The sequence below is a fragment of the Rhizobium sp. ZK1 genome (assembly GCF_047782645.1).
Lineage (GTDB): Bacteria > Pseudomonadota > Alphaproteobacteria > Rhizobiales > Rhizobiaceae > Rhizobium.
The window spans coordinates 1054680-1072366 of sequence record NZ_CP180586.1; the positions used below are offsets into that span (position 1 = coordinate 1054680).

Annotated in this window: 13 protein-coding genes; 5 read left to right on the forward strand and 8 right to left on the reverse strand. The window is 59.4% G+C overall.

Features of this window, described 5'->3' with window-relative positions:
- Positions 1-534 precede the first annotated feature (534 nt).
- Entirely contained in the window at positions 535-678 is a 144-nt protein-coding gene (locus ACK9YZ_RS05415; RefSeq protein WP_416065913.1) for a hypothetical protein, read from the reverse strand.
- Between the two features lie 48 nt (positions 679-726).
- Positions 727-2025, reverse strand: a complete 1299-nt coding sequence (locus tag ACK9YZ_RS05420; RefSeq protein WP_416065914.1) for an epoxide hydrolase family protein — start codon at positions 2023-2025, stop codon at positions 727-729.
- A 264-nt stretch (positions 2026-2289) separates the two neighbouring features.
- Here ACK9YZ_RS05420 and ACK9YZ_RS05425 point away from each other — a divergent pair, with 264 nt between their 5' ends.
- Positions 2290-5502 carry a PAS domain-containing protein gene (locus tag ACK9YZ_RS05425; protein ID WP_416065915.1) on the forward strand — a complete coding sequence of 1071 codons (3213 nt, stop codon included), beginning with the start codon at positions 2290-2292 and terminating at the stop codon, positions 5500-5502.
- Positions 5503-5743: 241 nt separating this feature from the next.
- Here ACK9YZ_RS05425 and ACK9YZ_RS05430 read toward each other — a convergent pair whose 3' ends face one another.
- The 5 genes from ACK9YZ_RS05430 to ACK9YZ_RS05450 form a co-directional block, all read right to left on the reverse strand.
- Complete coding sequence (locus ACK9YZ_RS05430; RefSeq protein ID WP_416065916.1) at positions 5744-6118, reverse strand: response regulator; 375 nt, start codon at positions 6116-6118, stop codon at positions 5744-5746.
- Positions 6115-8772, reverse strand: a complete 2658-nt coding sequence (locus tag ACK9YZ_RS05435) for a PAS domain-containing protein (protein ID WP_416065917.1) — start codon at positions 8770-8772, stop codon at positions 6115-6117. The genes ACK9YZ_RS05430 and ACK9YZ_RS05435 overlap by 4 nt, the downstream gene beginning before the upstream one ends.
- 127 nt (positions 8773-8899) lie before the next feature.
- Positions 8900-9268 carry a response regulator transcription factor gene (locus ACK9YZ_RS05440; RefSeq protein ID WP_416065918.1) on the reverse strand — a complete coding sequence of 123 codons (369 nt, stop codon included), beginning with the start codon at positions 9266-9268 and terminating at the stop codon, positions 8900-8902.
- The gene (locus ACK9YZ_RS05445) at positions 9265-11715 is read right to left on the reverse strand and encodes a PAS domain-containing protein (protein WP_416065919.1); all 2451 of its coding nucleotides are present in this window, start codon (positions 11713-11715) and stop codon (positions 9265-9267) included. The genes ACK9YZ_RS05440 and ACK9YZ_RS05445 overlap by 4 nt, the downstream gene beginning before the upstream one ends.
- A gap of 221 nt (positions 11716-11936) precedes the next feature.
- The gene (locus ACK9YZ_RS05450) at positions 11937-12608 is read right to left on the reverse strand and encodes a VOC family protein (RefSeq protein WP_416065920.1); all 672 of its coding nucleotides are present in this window, start codon (positions 12606-12608) and stop codon (positions 11937-11939) included.
- A gap of 251 nt (positions 12609-12859) precedes the next feature.
- Between ACK9YZ_RS05450 and ACK9YZ_RS05455 the strand changes: the two genes are divergently transcribed.
- From ACK9YZ_RS05455 to ACK9YZ_RS05470, 4 genes are all read left to right on the forward strand, one after another.
- Complete coding sequence (locus ACK9YZ_RS05455; RefSeq protein WP_416065921.1) at positions 12860-13705, forward strand: SDR family NAD(P)-dependent oxidoreductase; 846 nt, start codon at positions 12860-12862, stop codon at positions 13703-13705.
- A gap of 253 nt (positions 13706-13958) precedes the next feature.
- The gene (locus ACK9YZ_RS05460; RefSeq protein WP_416065922.1) at positions 13959-14366 is read left to right on the forward strand and encodes a tautomerase family protein; all 408 of its coding nucleotides are present in this window, start codon (positions 13959-13961) and stop codon (positions 14364-14366) included.
- Between the two features lie 40 nt (positions 14367-14406).
- Positions 14407-15435, forward strand: coding sequence for a D-cysteine desulfhydrase family protein (locus tag ACK9YZ_RS05465; RefSeq protein ID WP_416065923.1), 1029 nt, complete (start codon positions 14407-14409; stop codon positions 15433-15435).
- A 47-nt stretch (positions 15436-15482) separates the two neighbouring features.
- Complete coding sequence (locus ACK9YZ_RS05470; protein ID WP_216759111.1) at positions 15483-16079, forward strand: NADPH-dependent FMN reductase; 597 nt, start codon at positions 15483-15485, stop codon at positions 16077-16079.
- A gap of 71 nt (positions 16080-16150) precedes the next feature.
- Here the strand turns inward: ACK9YZ_RS05470 and ACK9YZ_RS05475 are convergent, their stop codons facing one another.
- Positions 16151-17680, reverse strand: coding sequence for an aldehyde dehydrogenase (NADP(+)) (locus ACK9YZ_RS05475; RefSeq protein WP_416065924.1), 1530 nt, complete (start codon positions 17678-17680; stop codon positions 16151-16153).
- Positions 17681-17687: the final 7 nt, after the last annotated feature.

Below are 17687 nucleotides of genomic sequence, written 5' to 3' on the forward strand. Positions count from 1 at the left end.
CACTTTCGAAGGAGGGATTCGAGCCGGCCACTGTCGGCCGCCGCCGAATATCTCAAGGAAATCGGAGAGAAACCCTTAAGAGGCGGTCGGCGAAAGATTCGAGCTAGCATTGGATTCAATCGCGAATCCCTTCTCGGAAGCATTTGCACTGGCATCCCAGCGCCCCAGAAACCGAAGTGCACAAGGAAGCAGCAAAGGATCTGACCGGGCTTCGAGGGTAAGCGGCCGCACGGGCTGGCGGGGGCCAAGAACCTGCTGAATCGGAACATCGTGATACGCCAGGAGGCGATGAGCGCTGGCGAAGACCGCTGTTTCATGGCTCCTGCCCTCGTCATGGTGAAGCAGATCCCGAGGTCCGCTAAAGGGTGTCATTACGATCGAAGACGGGACCGGCCCCGCGAACATCTTACCTTTCCCGTACCCATACGAGGGGGATGTAAACCGTCGGAAGGACGCGAACGCCCCGGAGTGAAGCGTTCATGCGCCAATCGTTCGAATTTATAAGTTCAGTCGCAGAAGCTTGAGCCCGTCGGTCTAGTGCTTGTTGTTGATGAAGAGCTGTGCATCGTATTCGCTCATTATTTGCTTGATCCGGTCCATCGACGAGATGGATTCGGCCTTATCGACATTCAGCGCAGGAACGATGTCATGCTCGGAATTGTCTTCGAGGTGTGCCATATCTCCGGAGGTGGAAAAGAATCAGGAGCCGTGGAGTTAAGTGCCGCCTTAGGTCTCGTCGCGCAGCGACTTAAATGAGGCCCGCAGCTCGGCGGTGAAAATCTCCGGCTGCTCCCAGGCGGCAAAGTGGCCACCCTTTTCCGGCCGCGCATAATGGATGAGCTTCGGATAGGCCTTTTGCGTCCAGCTCTGCGGCGCCTGGTAGATCTCGTCCGGGAAGGCGCTGACGGCGACCGGGATCTTGATGCCGCGCGGATCGAAGAAACCGCCCGAGGGGAAATGCGCATTGTCCCAGTAGAGTCGTGCGGACGAGATCGCCGTGTTCGTCAGCCAGTAAAGCGTGACATTGTCGAGGATATCGTCGGGCGTCAGCCCCTCCTTCTCGCCATCGAAAGAGCGAGCGATCATCCGGTAGCTTCTGATATCGTGGTCGAGCATCCAGGAGGCGAGGCCGATCGGCGAGTCGACGATGCCGTAAAGCGTTTGCGGCCGGTTGTTCATCTCGATCGCATAGCCAAGACCGTTCTTGTAGAAATCGTCGAGCTGTTCATAAGCGCGCTTCTCGTCGGCGGAAAGATCGGCCGGCGCCGGCGCGCCTGACGATAGCAGCTTGGCGATGTCCGCCGGTACGGTGGCCGCCATATTGGTATGGATGCCGATGAGGCCGGCGGGCTGCTGCACCGCCATCAGTTCGGTGACGGCATTGCCCCAATCACCGCCCTGGGCGACATATTTGGTATAACCGAGACGCTGCATCAGCACCGCCCAGGCCTTGGCGATGCGCGGCGGGTTCCAGCCCTTCTCCTTCGGCTTGCCCGAAAAGCCATACCCCGGCAGCGAGGGAATGACGACATCAAAGGCATCGGCCTCGGTGCCGCCATAGGCCGTCGGATCGGTCAGCGGCTTTATGATCTTCAATTGCTCGATGATCGAGCCCGGCCAGCCATGGGTGATGATGATGGGCAACGCCTTTTCATGCTTGGACTTCACATGGATGAAGTGAATGTCTAGCCCGTCGATCTCGGTCATGAATTGCGGGAAGGAATTGAGCCGGGCCTCGGCCTTGCGCCAGTCATAGCCCTTCCAGTGCTTGGCGACTTTCCGGATCGTGTCGAGCCGCACACCCTGTGTATCGTCCGACACCGTCTCGCGGTCCGGCCAGCGGGTGGCTTCAACACGATGTCGAAGATCCTTAAGCTGCTCGTCGGTAGCCGAGAACTTGAACGGTTTGATATCGGGACTCGTTGTCGAAGCGGTGAGCGTTCCCGGAAGCATACCCACCGCGCCTGCGGCTGTGGCGGCGGCAAGAAGGGTTCGGCGTGTGACTTCGGGCTGTATACCGGACATGGGCATCCTCCTACGTGTTTGCCTGGGTTGGGTGGGAGGAAGGTCACACTGAACTGGCGTGGGAACCATTGCACTATGGTATCGCCGATACTTTGGTATTTACGATGTTGTTCGTTGCATCGTGGATGCTAGTACCGACGAGGAACTCAAGGTCTATCCGAGCAAACATCTTGGACCCGAAAGATCCCGACACCTAAGTACTATTGACGCGATTGCTTCCACCATTAAAAAAGTGACCTCGCCTTGACTGTGGGAAAGTGAGGTATGGAAGCAGACCTCCGGAAACTTTTCGACATTCTGCCTGGGCTAGTCTGGGCAACAGGACCTGATGGCGTCACAAACTTCGTCAACCGCCGATGGCGCGAGTACACTGGGATAACCGTCAAGGAGCTTTGGGAACGCGGTTGGATGGACATAATTCATCCCGACGACATCCAGTGGGTCCGCGAGCGCTGGAGCGCTGCGGTTACCACAGGCAGTCCCGCGGAGTTTGAGATGCGCCTTCGTCGTTTCGACGGAGTCTATAGACACTTTAACGTCAAGGCGGAACCTTTCCACGAAAGGGACGGCCGTGTTTCAGGATGGTACGGGGTCAATACCGATATTGAACGCCAAAGGGGTGCCGAGGCGCAGCTCGAGGTGGAGAAGCAACTGCTCGAGCTTGTTACCCGCGGGGTTGCCCTGCCGGAAATCCTCAATCAACTATGTCTTGAAGTAGAAAAGCTGTCACCTGGTTCGCTCTGCAGTATCCTCTATTCCGATCCAGATGAACTTCGGTTTCGGCTGGGAGCCGGGCCCAATCTCCCCGATCCCTATAATGCTATTCTCGATGGGTTGAAGATCGATCCTTACTTCGGACCGTGCTCGCTCGCGATCAAGACAAGATCCACGGTGATCGTCACTGACCCAGCGAATGACGTGCGCTGGCTCGGATCTGCCTGGCCGGGCATGATGGTCGAGTTCGGTCTCGGATCATGCTGGTCGGCGCCGATCGTCGGGAGCCGTGGGCAAGTGCTTGGCATATTCGCCATCTATAGACTAGAGCGCGTCGGTCCGACCGACGAGGAGCAGGAACTGATAGATCGGTTCGCCAAGCTTTCCGGCATTGCTATGGAGCGGGCGGAGTCGGATGCCATGCTGGCCGCAAGCACGCTGGAACTCCGGCGCGCGAACCGTTTCTTGGCCGGCGCCCAGAGGCTGAGCAAGACGGGCAGCTTTCTTCTGGACACCACGACTGGCGAACAAGTGTGGTCGGACGAGAACTATCGCATCTGGGAGTTCGAGCCTACGCTTTCCCCATCGATGGAGATGGTTCTAGCCGCCATTCATCCGGACGACCGCGATCGGACTTACAGCGCCTTTGAGAATGCTGTTGGGGAGCGCAAAGACGTCGAACTCATCTACAGGATCGTAACGTCTGTCGGTGGAGTGAAGTATCTTCACACGGTGATGGAGATCGTATCGGAGATAACCGATCATCTCGTCTATCTCGGAAGCTCCCAGGATGTCACAGAGAGCACGCTTGCTGAGGCCGCGCTCCGAGAAAGCGAGGCGCGTCTTGCGCGGGCCAATGTTCACCTCAGCGCCGCGCAGCAACTGAGTCAGATGGGCAGCTTCAGATGGGATGCGGTAACCCTCGAGCTAACTTGGTCGGATGAAAACTATCGGATCTGGGATTTCGATCCCGCGGTGCCGCCGACAATGGACATGATCGTAGGGGCCTTTCATCCAGACGACCGCGAGACCACCATGGCTGCGATTGAGGAGGCGGCACGGACGCGCTCGGCGTTCGATGCCCACTATCGCATCGTCACGCGCGACGGCACCGTGAAGTACCTTCATACGGTCAGCATGCCGGTCCCGGAGATAACGGACCATGCGGTGTTCCTTGGCAGCACGCAGGACGTGACGGCGAGCAAGCTGGCGGAGGAAGCCCAGAAAGCCATTGCTGCGGAGTTGAGGCGTGCCAACTCATACCTGACCGCAGGACAGCGACTCAGCAAGACAGGGAGCTTTACCTGGGACGCCGGGTCCGGCGAAGTGGACTGGTCGGAGGAAACGTTCAGGATTTGGGGCGTCGATCCGACCGTGACACCGGATATGTCGATCGTATTGGGCGCGATCCATCCAGACGACCTTGGGCGGGTGGGGAGACATCTCCAAGAAGCGACAAGCGTCGGCGAAAGCTTCGACATGTACTATCGGATCATCACATCGGATGGGAACCTGAAGCACATCCACTCTGTCGCTACCCGAATCTCAGAAATCACCGATCGAATGGTCTATATCGGTAGCGTGCAGGATGTCACCGAAACCAAACTGGCGGAAGAAGTCCAGAAAGCCAGTGAAGCCGAGCTCGCGCGCACGAATACCTACCTGACAGCGGCTCAGCGGTTAAGCCAGACCGGAAGCTTTACATGGGATCTGGAGCGCGATGAGCACAATTGGTCGGAAGTAATCTATCAGGTCTTCGGATTCGATCCTGGCACGAAGGTGACCATGGAAATGATTGCCGGCACGATACATCCCGAGGACATGCCTCATGTCGAGGCCCTCCTTAGAGGCGCGGCGATCGGGGAGAAGTTCGAATTGATGTTCAGGGTGCTGAGAGCCGATGGCGAAACGCGGCATGCCCATGTCATCGGCCACCGAATCGACCAGATCCCAGAGAGACGGGTTTTCATGGGCGCGTTGCAGGATATAACCCAGCGGAAGCTTCAAGAGGCCGCGCTGAACCACGCGCGGGCGGAGCTTGCACATGTGGCGCGCGTGACCGCGCTGAGCGCGTTGACCGCGTCCATCGCTCACGAAGTAAGCCAGCCTCTCGCTGGGATTATGACCAACGTGAACACCTGCCTACGAATGCTCGCCGCCGATCCGCCGAACTTGGACGGCGCCCGGATGACCGCCCAGCGGACTCTCAGGGACGGGGATCGTGCGTCGGAGGTGATCAAACGCCTGCGCGGTCTGTTCACCAGGAAGCCGCCGTCGCTCGAACATATCGACCTCAACGAGGCGGTACGAGAGGTCCTTGCTTTGTCGTCGAGCGAACTTCAGCGACGGCGGGTCATCGTGCGCACCGAACTAGCGGGCGATGTCCCGCCCGTACTCGCCGACCGGGTCCAGATCCAGCAGGTCATTCTGAATCTCGTGCTGAACGCGGCCGATGCCATGGCGGCGGTGAACGATCGTGCGCGCGAAATGCATGTTTCCAGTCGCACTGACCCTGGCGGCAAGATCAGTGTCTCCGTTCGTGATTCTGGTGTCGGGCTTGAAGGCAAGAACATCGAACAGCTTTTCCAGGCGTTCCACACCACAAAGTCCGAGGGGATGGGAATCGGACTGTCAGTAAGCCGCTCCATCATTGAGGCTCATGGCGGGCGACTTAGTGGAGCGTCCAATTCCGAAGGGCCGGGCGCGACATTTGTGTTTTCAATTCCCTGCGATGTCCCTGCACGGGCCGACAGTCGGGCATGATGAGCGATCACTGAACGGGATCACATTCCTCTGCGTGATCAAGGCTGTCGCGACGACCGGATCCGCCGTCGCTTTTTCCAGCCGAGTGTTTACCAACCGAGAGCGGCAACCCTGTGCTTCTTTCCGGCGGCGACTATGGAACTCGGCATGACCGTCCGCCTTAGTGTTGGAAATCAGGGGTTGGCGCCCCGGCTGACCATTTTCTTTGACATCAATCTCATGACCAAGTCTGCGATGGCCGTCAGATCACGAGGGAAGCGAGGCGGAGCGCACTCTGCAGCTCCTCATCACTGAACGGTTTGAACAGGCACCCTACCGCTCCGTCGCTTAGCAAGCGCGCACGCGCCATCTCGTCAGCGAATGCGGTCACGAAGATGATCGGAACGAGTAGATTTCTACGTCTAAGTTCGCGTAGCAATTCGGGACCCGTCATACCCGGCATCGCCACGTCCAGGATGAGGCCGTCACTGGTCTCCAGTGCCTGCGATTCGAGGAAGGCCTCCGCGGATGGAAATGCTTCCACCGACAGACCGAACGATCGGAGCAGGTCTGGGAGAGCTTCTCGTACAGACTCGTCGTCATCGATCACTGATACGAGCTTTGATCGCTTTCTCATCGGACTGTCCCGGAGGTCGAGTCTCGCCTGTCTCGCACTTCAACGTCGCAAGTTTCTCTGGCGACGTCATATATCGGAATGGCAAACGCGACTGTTGCACCATGGCTATTGTTTGCCTTCGCCCACAGCCGTCCATGGTGATTTTCGACTATGGATCGACTGACCGATAGCCCGATGCCCATGCCCTCCGGTTTCGTGGTATAGAAAGCGTCAAAGATCCGTCCCATCTCCTGCGAGCTGAATCCGACACCGTCGTCGCTCACCGAGACCTGCACCTCACCTGCCGGGTCTGCTTGGGTTTTGATCGTGATTTGCTTCGGTCTATCGTTGATCCCGGCCAGGGCCTCTATGGCGTTTCGCAGCAAGTTCATGATCACCTGCTGGAGCTGGACACGCGCACCTGCGACGCGTGGCAGGTCGGGGCCGAATTCTGTCGCGATCGACACGCGCGCCCGCTGGAGATCGCTCAGTGCCAACGCGATCACTTCGCTTGCTATCTCGTTCATATCGATCGGTTCGATGCTCGGAGGTTTTCTGCTGAACAGCGCCCGCAGCCTGACGATCACGTCGGCGGCCCGGTTGGCATCGCGGATCATGCGGCGAGCCGTGTCTTTAGCGACCTCCATGTTGGGAGGTTCCGTAGCCAGCACGCGAAGACACGTATTCGCATTGGTGACGATTCCGGCAAGAGGCTGATTGACCTCGTGGGCGATCGACGCGGTCAGCACGCCAAGGCTTGTCGCGCGGGTGACATAGGCGAGCTCGGACCGAACCTCGTTGAGTGTTTCTTCTGCCCGCCGGCTTTCAGTTACGTCCTGCACTGCGCCAGTTAGTTCCTGCTCGCCGTCCTTGTTTCGCTCGCTGTGCGCCAGCACGCGAACGTGCTTCATCGACTTGTCGGGCATCACCAGCGTGATGTCGTAGTCGAAGTCGCCATTTCCTTCGCGCGCGCGTTCGAGGATGCGCTGCACCCTTGCAAGACTGTCGTGATCCAGCCGCGACAGAATCGTGCGCAGCGTGACCCTCGAGGAAGGATCGACCTCGAAGATGCGGTAGGTTTCCGCCGACCAGGTGACCTCGTCTGTGGCTAGCTTTAGTGAGAAGCTTCCAGTCTTGCTGAGTCGTTGGGCATCGGCGAGAAAGGCTTCGCTTCTGCGGAGGCTGTCCTCCGTCCGCTTTCGATCGTCTATGTCCGTCAGCAGGCCATACCAGCGCACGATCTCACCGTCGGTGTTTCGCAATGGCAACCCGCGAAGCTGAAACCAACGCCACGTTCCATCGTGTCGCAGGAAGCGGGTCTCGTAGTCATAGGGCTCTCCGGTCGCGATGGCTCCCATGAAACTGTCGATGCAGATCTGCAGATCGTCGGGATGGGTGATTCCGTTCGTTGCCCAGTTGTCGAGCTCCTCGATAGGACGCTGGAAATAGTCGATTATCTGCTGGTTGCCGCCAATCAGTTTGGCGTCCGGCGAAAAGATCGCAATCATTCCAGCTATGCCGTCGATGACAAATCGTGACTCGCGCTCACGTTCCGCCAGCGCGTCTTCTGCCCGCTTCCTATCATCAATGTCCATGTGAAGGGCGTACCACCGGATGATCCTGTCATCCTCCGACTTCAGGGGATGTCCGGTGACTTGGAACCACCGATATGTTCCGTCGGCGCGCCGCAGACGCACTTCTGTATCATACGGAGCTCCGGATGCGACGGCATCCGACACGGCTGCGATCATCCGGGGCATGTCGTCCGGATGAACGACATCTGTGCTGCCCCATTCGCGCAGCTCATCGAGCGTGCGGCCGTAGTACCGCAGCAGCGGTCCGTTGACCGCCTCGACCTCTCCATCTGGAGCGAGGACGCCGATCCCGGCCGGGATGCTTTCCAATACGAGTTGCGCTTCGCGCTCGCGCGCGGCGAGCGCCAATTCAGCCTTTTTGCGGTCATCAATGTCGACGAGAAGATGAAACCAACGCAGAATATTTCCGTCGCGATCCTTGAATGGCAAGCCAAGCACATTGTGCCACCGATATACGCCGTCCGAGCGGAGATGCCGGCTTTCGACATTGTAGAAGGTCGCTGTCCTGTGAGCCTCGAGCTGATCGGCGATGGTTTGCTGCAGGTCTTCGGGGTGAACGACATCGATCGCCTTCCAGTTCTTCAGTTCCTCCAGCGTCATGCCGAAGTATTCGAGAGCGGGATTGTTCAATGCTTCAACGTCTCCGGTCGGTGTGGTGACCGCGACTGGAACAGGAATGCTATCCACGATGCGCTGAAAGTCAGTTTCGTGCTCGGAACGCCTATCGCTGCTTCCAAGCCTAGATTCGGAGGCAAGCCCATACCATTTCTGGACATTGCCGTCTGTGAGCATGGGATTGCACTGAACCCTCAGAAGGCGGCGCTCGCCGTCAGCGCGCAGGGTTGGAATCTCCATCTCGAATGGCTCACCCAGAGATAGCATCGAACGAAAGCGTTGCAGGATCATCGACGCCTGCGCAGGTTCCGCGTGCACCGGCCATTCCCACGGGTCTGCCTCGGTCATCGGGACGCCGGAAAAGTCGGCCAGGTCCTTGTTCACAAAATCGATGCGTCCGTCCGGAAGAGCGCTAAACACCATCCCAGGCAGCGTATCGAGAACCCGACCGAGTTCCGTCTGCATGCATGTCCTTTCAAGGGCTGAGCTACCCTTCTCGTGCACTGTATGGGTTCCGCAACTTTTCGTATATTGTCCTATGGTGTCGGATGCTGCCGGACTTTGCCGAGATTGCACCCGAGCTCACACTCTCCTAGGCAAAAACCCGATCCAGCGTTTCCTGGAGCGCGACATCGCTGAACGGCTTGAACAGGCAGGCAACCGCGCCGTTCTGCATGAGTGGAATTCGATCGTTCTCATCCTTGTGGGCTGTTATGAAGACCACGGGAATTCGGTCACCGCGACGGATCAACTCTTCCTCAAGCTCGGGACCGGACATGCCAGGCATGGCGACGTCGAGTATCAGGCAGTTCGTTCTTGACACCCATTCGGAATCCAGGAACTCATCGGCAGAGGAGAATGCGCGGACGTCGTATCCGAACATCCGGATCAGGTCGGGAAGAGACTCTCTGACCGACTCATCATCATCAACGACAGATATCAGCGCGTGCGCGCTCGTCATTGTCGATCCGCCTTCGTCGAGCAGGGGCTGTCCTGCGTTCTCCGAGCCCTTATCGAAAAGCCAAATATGGCGCCGCCTGCGGAACCCGAGGTCGCCCAGATCTTACCTCCATGCGCTTCGACTATGGAGCGGCTTACCGACAAACCGATTCCCATGCCATCGGGTTTCGTTGTGTGGAAGGCGTCAAACAGGCGATCTGTTTCCAGAGTTGCCAATCCGCACCCAGTGTCGGAAACTGTCAGTTTCACGCCTCCATCGTCCTCCGCCTCTGTTCGAACGAGGATGCTTCGGGACGAAGGCGATATGTCCGCCATGGCCTCGATGGAATTTCGGAGGAGGTTCATTATGACCTGCTGGAGCTGCACGCGATCTCCAACGATAAGAGGGAGGCTATCGGAAAGTTCCGAATGCAGGCTGATGCGGCCTCGTTGCATGTCGTTTGTCAAGAGCGCGATCACTTCCCGGGCCGCCACGTTGAGGTCGAGCGGCTCGACCGTCGCAACGCCTCGCCTGAACAGATTTCGCAGCCGGACGATCACATCCGCCGCCCGGTTGCCATCGCGGATCGTCCGTCGTGCTGTTTCCATTGCACCGCTCACATCTGGCGGGGTCTGCGACAGCATTAGCAAAGATGTACTGGCGTTCGTGATGATTCCGGCCAAGGGCTGGTTCACCTCGTGCGCAATGGATGCGACCATGGTGCTCAGGCTCATCGCTCGAGCAAGCTGAGCCAGGTCGGAGCGCAGCTTGTCCCGGGCCTGCTCCGCCAGCCGCTGCGCTGAGACATCCTGCACTGCTCCAATGCACTCCGTCGTGCCGTCGAGGTGTTGGACTATGCGTCCTACGACCCTGACATACTTCATACGACCATCGACGAACAGCCTGACGTCGTAGTCAGGGTTGTCGCCTCCCGAGCGCACTTCAGCCATCTTCTTCGCCAGGAGGCCAAGATCCTCCTCGTAGACGCGTGCAGCTATCTTGTCGAAATCGATCACAGTGTTCTGATCGAAGCCGAAGATCCGGTTCAGCTCGTCAGAGAATGTCAGTTCGTCGGTGTCGACCTTCCAGGAAAAGGTCCCGGTCAAGCTGATCCTTTGTCCTTCCGCAAGGAGCACCTCACTTCGTCGGAGCGTCCTCTCCGCGATCGTTCGCGCGGTGATGTCTGTCACGGCGCCTATGAATTCTGGGTCAGCGGCATTCAAGCCGATGTTCTGAAGGACCACGTGCACGTATTTGATTTCCCCGTTTGGCATCAAGAGGCGGTGCTCGAGGTCGACATTCATGCCATCGTGCGCCGCGCGGGAAATGAGCTCTCGGACTTGAGCTAGGTCTTCGGGGTGGCAACGGTCGAGCATCATGGTCACCGTCGGCTTCTGCGTGACGGGCAGGCCGGCAACCCGGTAAGCCTGGTCCGACCACTGGATCTCGTCAGTCGACGGTCTCCACCAGACGCTGCCCGTCTGGGTCAGTTCCTGGCCCTGCGCGAGAAACGCAGCGCTCTTGCGCAATTCTTCCTCTGTTCGTTTCCTGTCGTCGATGTCGGTATTCGTGCCGTACCAACCAGCCAGCGACCCATCTTCGGCATATGACGGATTTGCACGGAACAGGAACCACTTGTAGTCGCCGTCGCAGCCGCGCAGGCGGGCCTCAGCTTCTCCAGCGCGCCCCGACCTGAGAAGTGCGAGCCATGTATCCTTCAACGTCGTTGCATCGTCCGGGTGAAGGGCCGTCATCCAGTTCCAGCCAATAGCCTGTTCCCTCGTGTATCCGAGAAACCCCAGGAAATGCATGTTGAGGTGATCGGCGCGACCGTCCGGTAGCGCGAACCATGCCATCAGTGGAATCGCATCGACGATCCTGTTGCGCTCGCGAATGATTGCCGCCTGATTGTCATCCCGAAGTTTGAAAGCCTGTCCGATTGCGACGGCTGCCTGGATTGCTGCAACGCGCAGGATGACCCTGTCCTCTTCATCAGGGAAGAAGGATTCACGGGTGCCGGCAACGAGCGCGCCATTGGCGATGTTTGCGTTGAGTTCCTGGAGAACACAGGAGAACGTCGATGTGCCCCATTGCAACGTAGTGGCAGATAACGTGGAAGTCACATCGCCAAGCATGGCTGTCAGGTCATGTCGGAAACCACTCGCGTCGTCCAATCCAGCGAGTCTCCCGAACCAAGTGATGTTGGTGGTCTGTTCGCCTTGGCGCGCGGCAATTCTAAGAACCAGGAAATCGACGTTCAACAGAGGGCCGACGACATCCAGGAGTCTCTTGCCAATGTCATCAAGGCCTTTTCCGATCCATGTAGTAGGAAGAGCCGTGATTGTCAGGATGTCGTCCACGCACCGATGAAGCCGATCGCGACCTGTCATCGCGGCGATCTGGGCTGAAGCATGCCGCGGCAGCGCAGGATTGTCTGCATGGGTATTGTCCGGATTCTGGTTCGTCACAATTTCCCTTCGTGAGCTGGAACATCCGAATTGCTTGTCGTAGCCGGTAGCCGTCCGACAGTCGCTCCGTGCTTTTGCGAGGACAATCTCGTCACCGGATCATGCCTCACCCTGCTGCTATCCATCTATAGTGCAATGGTATCGGTATCGGCGGAAAATCAGCGAGCCCGCGACGCCGCTAGTCCCACCTTGGCCTCATTCAGCGCCGCCACGCACAATGCTCATCGAGTCGGGAGAGGACCGCCCGACTGCTCGCTCACGATATATTCGGCGTACCAGTCCGGCCATGCATCGTCGTGTTTCCCACCCATGCGTTTCTCATGTTCGCCATGGGCTTCGGCGGCACGACGAAGCGCGGTCGCAAGATCGGCGGCGGAGCTGAAGGCTGCACCTGTGGCTTCGATGCGGCCGGGAAGTCTCGCGGTCACTTCTTGGAGCAGCCACCCGTTGCCGTCCGGATCCGTGAAGGACGCGAACGAGCCATAGCTGGCGCGAGAGGGGTGGGGGCCGGGGAGCCGTCCGTCTGTACCGTTGTGATGAAACACACCACCCGAGTCATGGAAAACACCGCTCATTTCCGCTCCGCGAGCCGCGAGCGCCGCATGGGCCATCTCGATGTCCGAGACGATGAGATGCAGGCCCTGTGCCGATCCCGGAACGGCCGCAGTAACGTTCCTGCCGAATATGACCGAGCAGGGCGATCCGGGAGGCGTTACCTGGACGACCCTGAAGCCGTTTGCGCCAGAGACATCGGCGTCGAGTCTCCAGCCGAGGTCTGTGTAGAAGGACTTCGAGCGATCAACGTCGGATACGGGTATCACAACGACCTCAAGCTTCATGTCGATGTCGTTCACGGCGGTGGCAGACTGCGTGTTGCGCTCCTGCATGGTCATTCGCCTACTCCCTCTATGTGACCCCTGCGGACCATCCGCAGACGGCGTGACGATGCTCTCAAGCACGGGTCGCGTCCATTGTGCGATGGTGTCGATTCCTGCCTCGGATCGGCCGTGAAAACCCCTCCCAAAGTATCGGCGATACCTTCGTTCAATGGATTCCGGGCGGGCTCCGAATGATCCATATGGCGATAACCGCCACCCGTCGGGATGGGCAGCAGGCCCACGGACGATCAGCATGGAGACGCTAGATGACCCAATCCTCCAAAGGCACAGCTTTGATCACAGGTGCATCTTCAGGCATCGGCGCGATCTACGCCCACAGGCTCGCCAGACGAGGCTATGATCTCCTGCTCGTGGCGCGCAGCCAGGACGCACTCACGAAAGTGGCCGGAGAGATTACCCGTCGGACGGGGCGTCGCGTGACGACGCTGCGAGCCGATCTCGGCGCCAGGGAAGACCTCCTCAAGATCGAGGGCGTTCTTCGCAGCGATCCTTCGATCACGATGCTCGTCAACAATGCGGGCGTCGGCGCCGTCCAGCCGCTGCTTGTCTCCGACGTCGAGGACATGGAGCGCATGATCCGCATCAACGTCACGGCACTGACCCGCCTGGTCTATGCGGCTGCTCCCTCCTTCGTTGCGCGGGAGAGGGGTACGATCATCAACGTCGCTTCGGCGCTTGCTCTCGCCCCTGAAATTCTCAACGGCGTCTACGGAGCCACGAAAGCATTCGTTCTTGCGCTGACGTTCTCACTGCACAAGGAGCTCGCCGAGAAGAACATTCGCGTTCAGGCGGTCCTTCCGGGGGCCGTGGAGACGCCCTTCTGGGAAGCCTCCGGGGGATCGCTCGAGCACCTGCCCGAAAGTATCGTCATGAAGGCCGACGACGCGGTAGACGCCGCTCTCGCTGGCCTGGATATGGGCGAGCTGGTGACTCTCCCATCCGTTCCGGATGTGGACGATTGGAACGCATATGAAGCGGCGAGGCAGAAGTTGATGCCGAACCTGTCACGGAACATTCCGGCGCCGCGATATCGTCCCGCGGCGATCTCCCAGAATGCCAGACATCACGGAGCGTCCCATGCCGCAGTCTAAAGCGCCGACCGCCATCAAACCGCGGGTGTCGGTAGAATGGCAAGCACTCGTTCTCGCCACAATGATCGGCGTGCTGGCATCCTGCACGAATGTGCCGCGAACAACCTCTGCATTCGTGCCTTCCGAAGGTGGCCCCGGGCGCAACATGGGTGATCTTAGTTCTCGAAATTCGGGTGGACCCGGAACGAGCTGCACACCGTCAGGGTGCGGGTCCGCGCCGTGAGGAACACATCAATCATGAAGGAGATGACCAATGCCAGTCGTGAGGATCCACGTCTTCAAGGGACGCACTGGTGACGAGCTGCAGAGGCTGCTCGACGTCGCCCACGATGCCGTTGTTGAAGCGTTCGGCGTCCCGCGCCGAGATAGGTATCAAATATTGGAGGAGCATGAGAAATCGCATCTTCAAGTCCTTGATACCGGTCTTGGGATGGATAGGTCCGAAAGATTCGTTCTCGTCGAAATCATCAGCCGCGTCCGGCCACGCACGGCGAAGCTCGACCTATACGAAACGCTTGCCCGGTCGTTTCGCATCGAGTGCGGTATCGATCCGTCCGATGTCATGGTCTCTATCGTGGAGAATTCGGACGAAGACTGGTCGTTCGGTATGGGGCGGGCTCAGTTTATCACCGGAGAACTGACTGCAAGCAGAACCGACTGAGGCAGTCGTGCCGCACATCAACCTTCGTGGAGACAGTCCGATGACTAAAACACCGCTCCTAAGCCGTTTCCCGCGCACGCGCCTGATTGAGGGGACGACGCCAATTCAGCGCCTCGACCGCCTCGAGAGTGTCCTCGGTGCGCGTGCAAAGGGTATCACAATATGGGCGAAGCGGGACGACCTCATGGGGTTGGGGGGAGGCGGCAATAAGCTGCGCAAGCTAGAATTCCTTGTAGGGCAGGCCGCAGCCGAGGGCTGCGACACCCTAGTGGCGATCGGAGGAGTCCAATCGAACTTCGCCCGGCTCGCCGCCGCGGCGTGTGCGCGATCCGGCCTGGCATGCGAGCTGGTTCTCGCAAAGATGGTTCCTCGGGATACGGCGATCTATCAGGAGAACGGGAACGTCCTGCTGGATCGCTTGTTCGGGGCTCGCTTGCACGTCCTGAAGCGGGGAGATGACGCGGGTGTGTTCGCCTCACGCCGGGCGTCCGAGCTCGCCGCGTCCGGGCGCAAGCCCTTTGTGGCCACCCTTGGCGGTTCAACACCGGTTGGGTGCCTAGGCTATGTGGACTGCGCTTTCGAGATCGCGATGCAGTCTGCCGAGCTGGGAACGGAATTCGACCACATAGTCATCCCGAATGGCAGCGGTGGAATGCATGCGGGGCTTGCGGCGGGAATGGTGGTCGCAGGCCGTGAACCTTCCCGAGTACTGGCTCACACCGTCCTGTCACCCGTTGATGCCTGCCTTCCCGCTACAGTCGACAAGGTCAATTCTGTTCTCCAGCTTATGTCCAGGAAGGAGCAGGTGGGGCCTGTCGATCTCAGGATCAGCGGCACACAGCTCGGAGGCGGCTACGGCATTCCGACACAGGAGATGGTCGAGGCTGTGAGGTTGCTCGGCAGCACGGAAGGCCTTCTTGTCGATCCCGTCTATGGAGGCAAGGCATTCGCCGGCATGCTTTCTGATTTCGACAGCGGCGCCATCAGGTCGGGATCAAACGTCCTCTTCCTAATGACCGGAGGTTCGCCAGGGCTCTACGCGTACGCCGATGTCCTGAACGACGAGTAACCCTCGCACGAGGGCCACAGACAGAAACCAACAGAAGTGAGGATCGCATGGCTTTCAAAAAACCTAAGATCGCCGTCATCATCGGCTCGACCCGTCCGACCCGTTTCGGAGATAAACCAGCGCAATGGATGCTGAAGCAGGCTCAGGCACGCGACGACATGGATGTGGAGGTGGTCGACCTGCGTGACCATCCGCTGCCGTTCTTCCATGAGGTGGCATCCAACGCATGGGCGCCTAGCCAGGATCCGGAAGCGGCCCGTTGGCAGAAGACGGTAGGGCAGTATGATGGCTACATCTTCGTCGTCGCGGAATACAATCGCTCGATCACCGGAGCGCTGAAGAACGCGCTCGATCAGGCCTATACGGAATGGAACCGCAAGCCCTTCACCGCCATCGCCTATGGGAGCACTGGCGGCTCGCGGGCCCTCGAGCATCTCAGGGGTATTGGTGTGGAACTGCAGATGGTCTCCACGCACGCTGCCGTTCACATTGGCGGAAGCGATTTCTTCGCGGTATTCCCGATGGGTGGAAACAAGCCAATCGAGGATATCGAGGCAAATCTCCTGCCGTCGGCCAAGATGGCGCTCGACGAGCTTGTGTGGTGGGCGAAGGCAACAATGGCGGCCAAGGCAGCCGAGCTCTGATCTTCGGAGATGAGGGTTGGTCGGGAAGGCGGTCCAGCCTGCCCGACTTCTTCGTCACCACCCGAGCGCGCTTACGACCTTCTAAGTGACTCCGGAAGCAGCTCCGCCGGGAAGTCCTGGTAGGAAACAGGTCGCAGGAAGCGATAAATCGCCAGTGTCCCGACTGAGGTCGATCTACCGTCTGACGTGGCCGGATACGGCCCCCCATGGACCATCGCCGGGGATACCTCGACGCCGGTTCCGAAGCCGTTTACGAGAAGTCGACCCGCGAGAAGCTCCAACTGCGGGATGATCATCGAGGCGTCAGCGATGTCCTCAGCATCCACGTGCAGGGCGATCGTCAACTGACCTTCCAAGGATTCGATCACTTCAAGTAGCTCCGTTTCGTCCTCGCAGCGAACGATCAGTCCCGAGGCGCCGAAGACTTCCTCCTGAAGCTCCGGATCGCGGAGGAATGCTGCGGCAGTCGTTTCGAAGAGCGCGGCCGCGGCCTGATAGGAAGTTCCGTTCCTCCCCGCAGCGACCTTCGAGACGGACGATGACGACGACAGCCTTGCCACGCCCTTGCGATAGGCGTCGCAGATCCCGCCCGTCAGCATGGTCTGGGCCTCCGTTTCTGAAATCGCTGCACTGGCACTTTCGATGAACGCATCGAGCCCCGCACCGTCGACGGCGATGATAAGGCCCGGATTGGTGCAGAACTGGCCTGCACCCAGGGTTAGAGCGGATGCGAACGATCTTCCGATCTCGGGTGCGCGATTGCGAAGCGCATTCGGATAAAGGATGACCGGATTGATACTGCTCATCTCTGCGTAGACTGGTATGGGCTGCTTCCTCTCCGAGGCGATCTTCATCAGCGCGGTGCCGCCCCGGCGCGAACCGGTAAATCCGACGGCACGGATCCGGGGATCGGCGACGAGGGTCTGTCCCACTTCGAACCCTGCATCGAACAAAAGGGCAAACGTCCCACGTGGAAGACCGCATGCCGCGACGGCGTCCACGACTGCTTTGCCAACGAGCGCGGACGTTCCGGGGTGGGCGGAGTGGGCTTTAACGACAACCGGGCAGCCGGCGGCGAGAGCCGAGGCTGTGTCGCCGCCAGCGACAGAGAATGCGAGCGGGAAGTTCGATGCTCCGAATACGGCGACCGGACCGAGAGCAACGTTTCTCAGTCGTAGGTCCGGTTTGGCAACAGGCTTGCGCTCAGCGTCGGCCGGGTCGAAGCGAAGCTCCTGAAACTTGCCGTCGCGGACCTCTTTCGCGAACAGGCGCAACTGTTCGACAGTTCTGGCGCGCTCGCCTTCGATTCGAGCGCGCGGCAGACCAGTTTCGTCCGACGCTCGCAGGATGAGATCGTCGCCGAGTGCGATGATGCCATCAGCGATGGCTTCCAGAAAGCGCGCCCGATCTTCGAGCGTCGTCTCCTTGTAGACCGGGAGCGCGGCCCACGCCAAAGCCGCGGCCATCTCCGCCTGCTCCTTCGTCGCGCCTGCGAAAGTCGGTTCCATCGAGCTGCCGTCGGCAGGGTTTGTCGCGGTGAACGTCGCAGCCGCGCCACGCACGTTTGCGCCGCCGATGAGGAGGTCGCCGGAGAGTGTCATGTGGATC

Coding starts and splice junctions, on each gene's coding strand:
- ACK9YZ_RS05415 (WP_416065913.1), bottom strand. CDS start 678: ATGGCACACCTCGAAGACAATTCCGAGCATGACATCGTTCCTGCGCTG.
- ACK9YZ_RS05420 (WP_416065914.1), bottom strand. CDS start 2,025: ATGTCCGGTATACAGCCCGAAGTCACACGCCGAACCCTTCTTGCCGCC.
- ACK9YZ_RS05425 (WP_416065915.1), top strand. CDS start 2,290: ATGGAAGCAGACCTCCGGAAACTTTTCGACATTCTGCCTGGGCTAGTC.
- ACK9YZ_RS05430 (WP_416065916.1), bottom strand. CDS start 6,118: ATGAGAAAGCGATCAAAGCTCGTATCAGTGATCGATGACGACGAGTCT.
- ACK9YZ_RS05435 (WP_416065917.1), bottom strand. CDS start 8,772: ATGCAGACGGAACTCGGTCGGGTTCTCGATACGCTGCCTGGGATGGTG.
- ACK9YZ_RS05440 (WP_416065918.1), bottom strand. CDS start 9,268: ATGACGAGCGCGCACGCGCTGATATCTGTCGTTGATGATGATGAGTCG.
- ACK9YZ_RS05450 (WP_416065920.1), bottom strand. CDS start 12,608: ATGACCATGCAGGAGCGCAACACGCAGTCTGCCACCGCCGTGAACGAC.
- ACK9YZ_RS05455 (WP_416065921.1), top strand. CDS start 12,860: ATGACCCAATCCTCCAAAGGCACAGCTTTGATCACAGGTGCATCTTCA.
- ACK9YZ_RS05460 (WP_416065922.1), top strand. CDS start 13,959: ATGCCAGTCGTGAGGATCCACGTCTTCAAGGGACGCACTGGTGACGAG.
- ACK9YZ_RS05465 (WP_416065923.1), top strand. CDS start 14,407: ATGACTAAAACACCGCTCCTAAGCCGTTTCCCGCGCACGCGCCTGATT.
- ACK9YZ_RS05470 (WP_216759111.1), top strand. CDS start 15,483: ATGGCTTTCAAAAAACCTAAGATCGCCGTCATCATCGGCTCGACCCGT.
- ACK9YZ_RS05475 (WP_416065924.1), bottom strand. CDS start 17,680: ATGACACTCTCCGGCGACCTCCTCATCGGCGGCGCAAACGTGCGTGGC.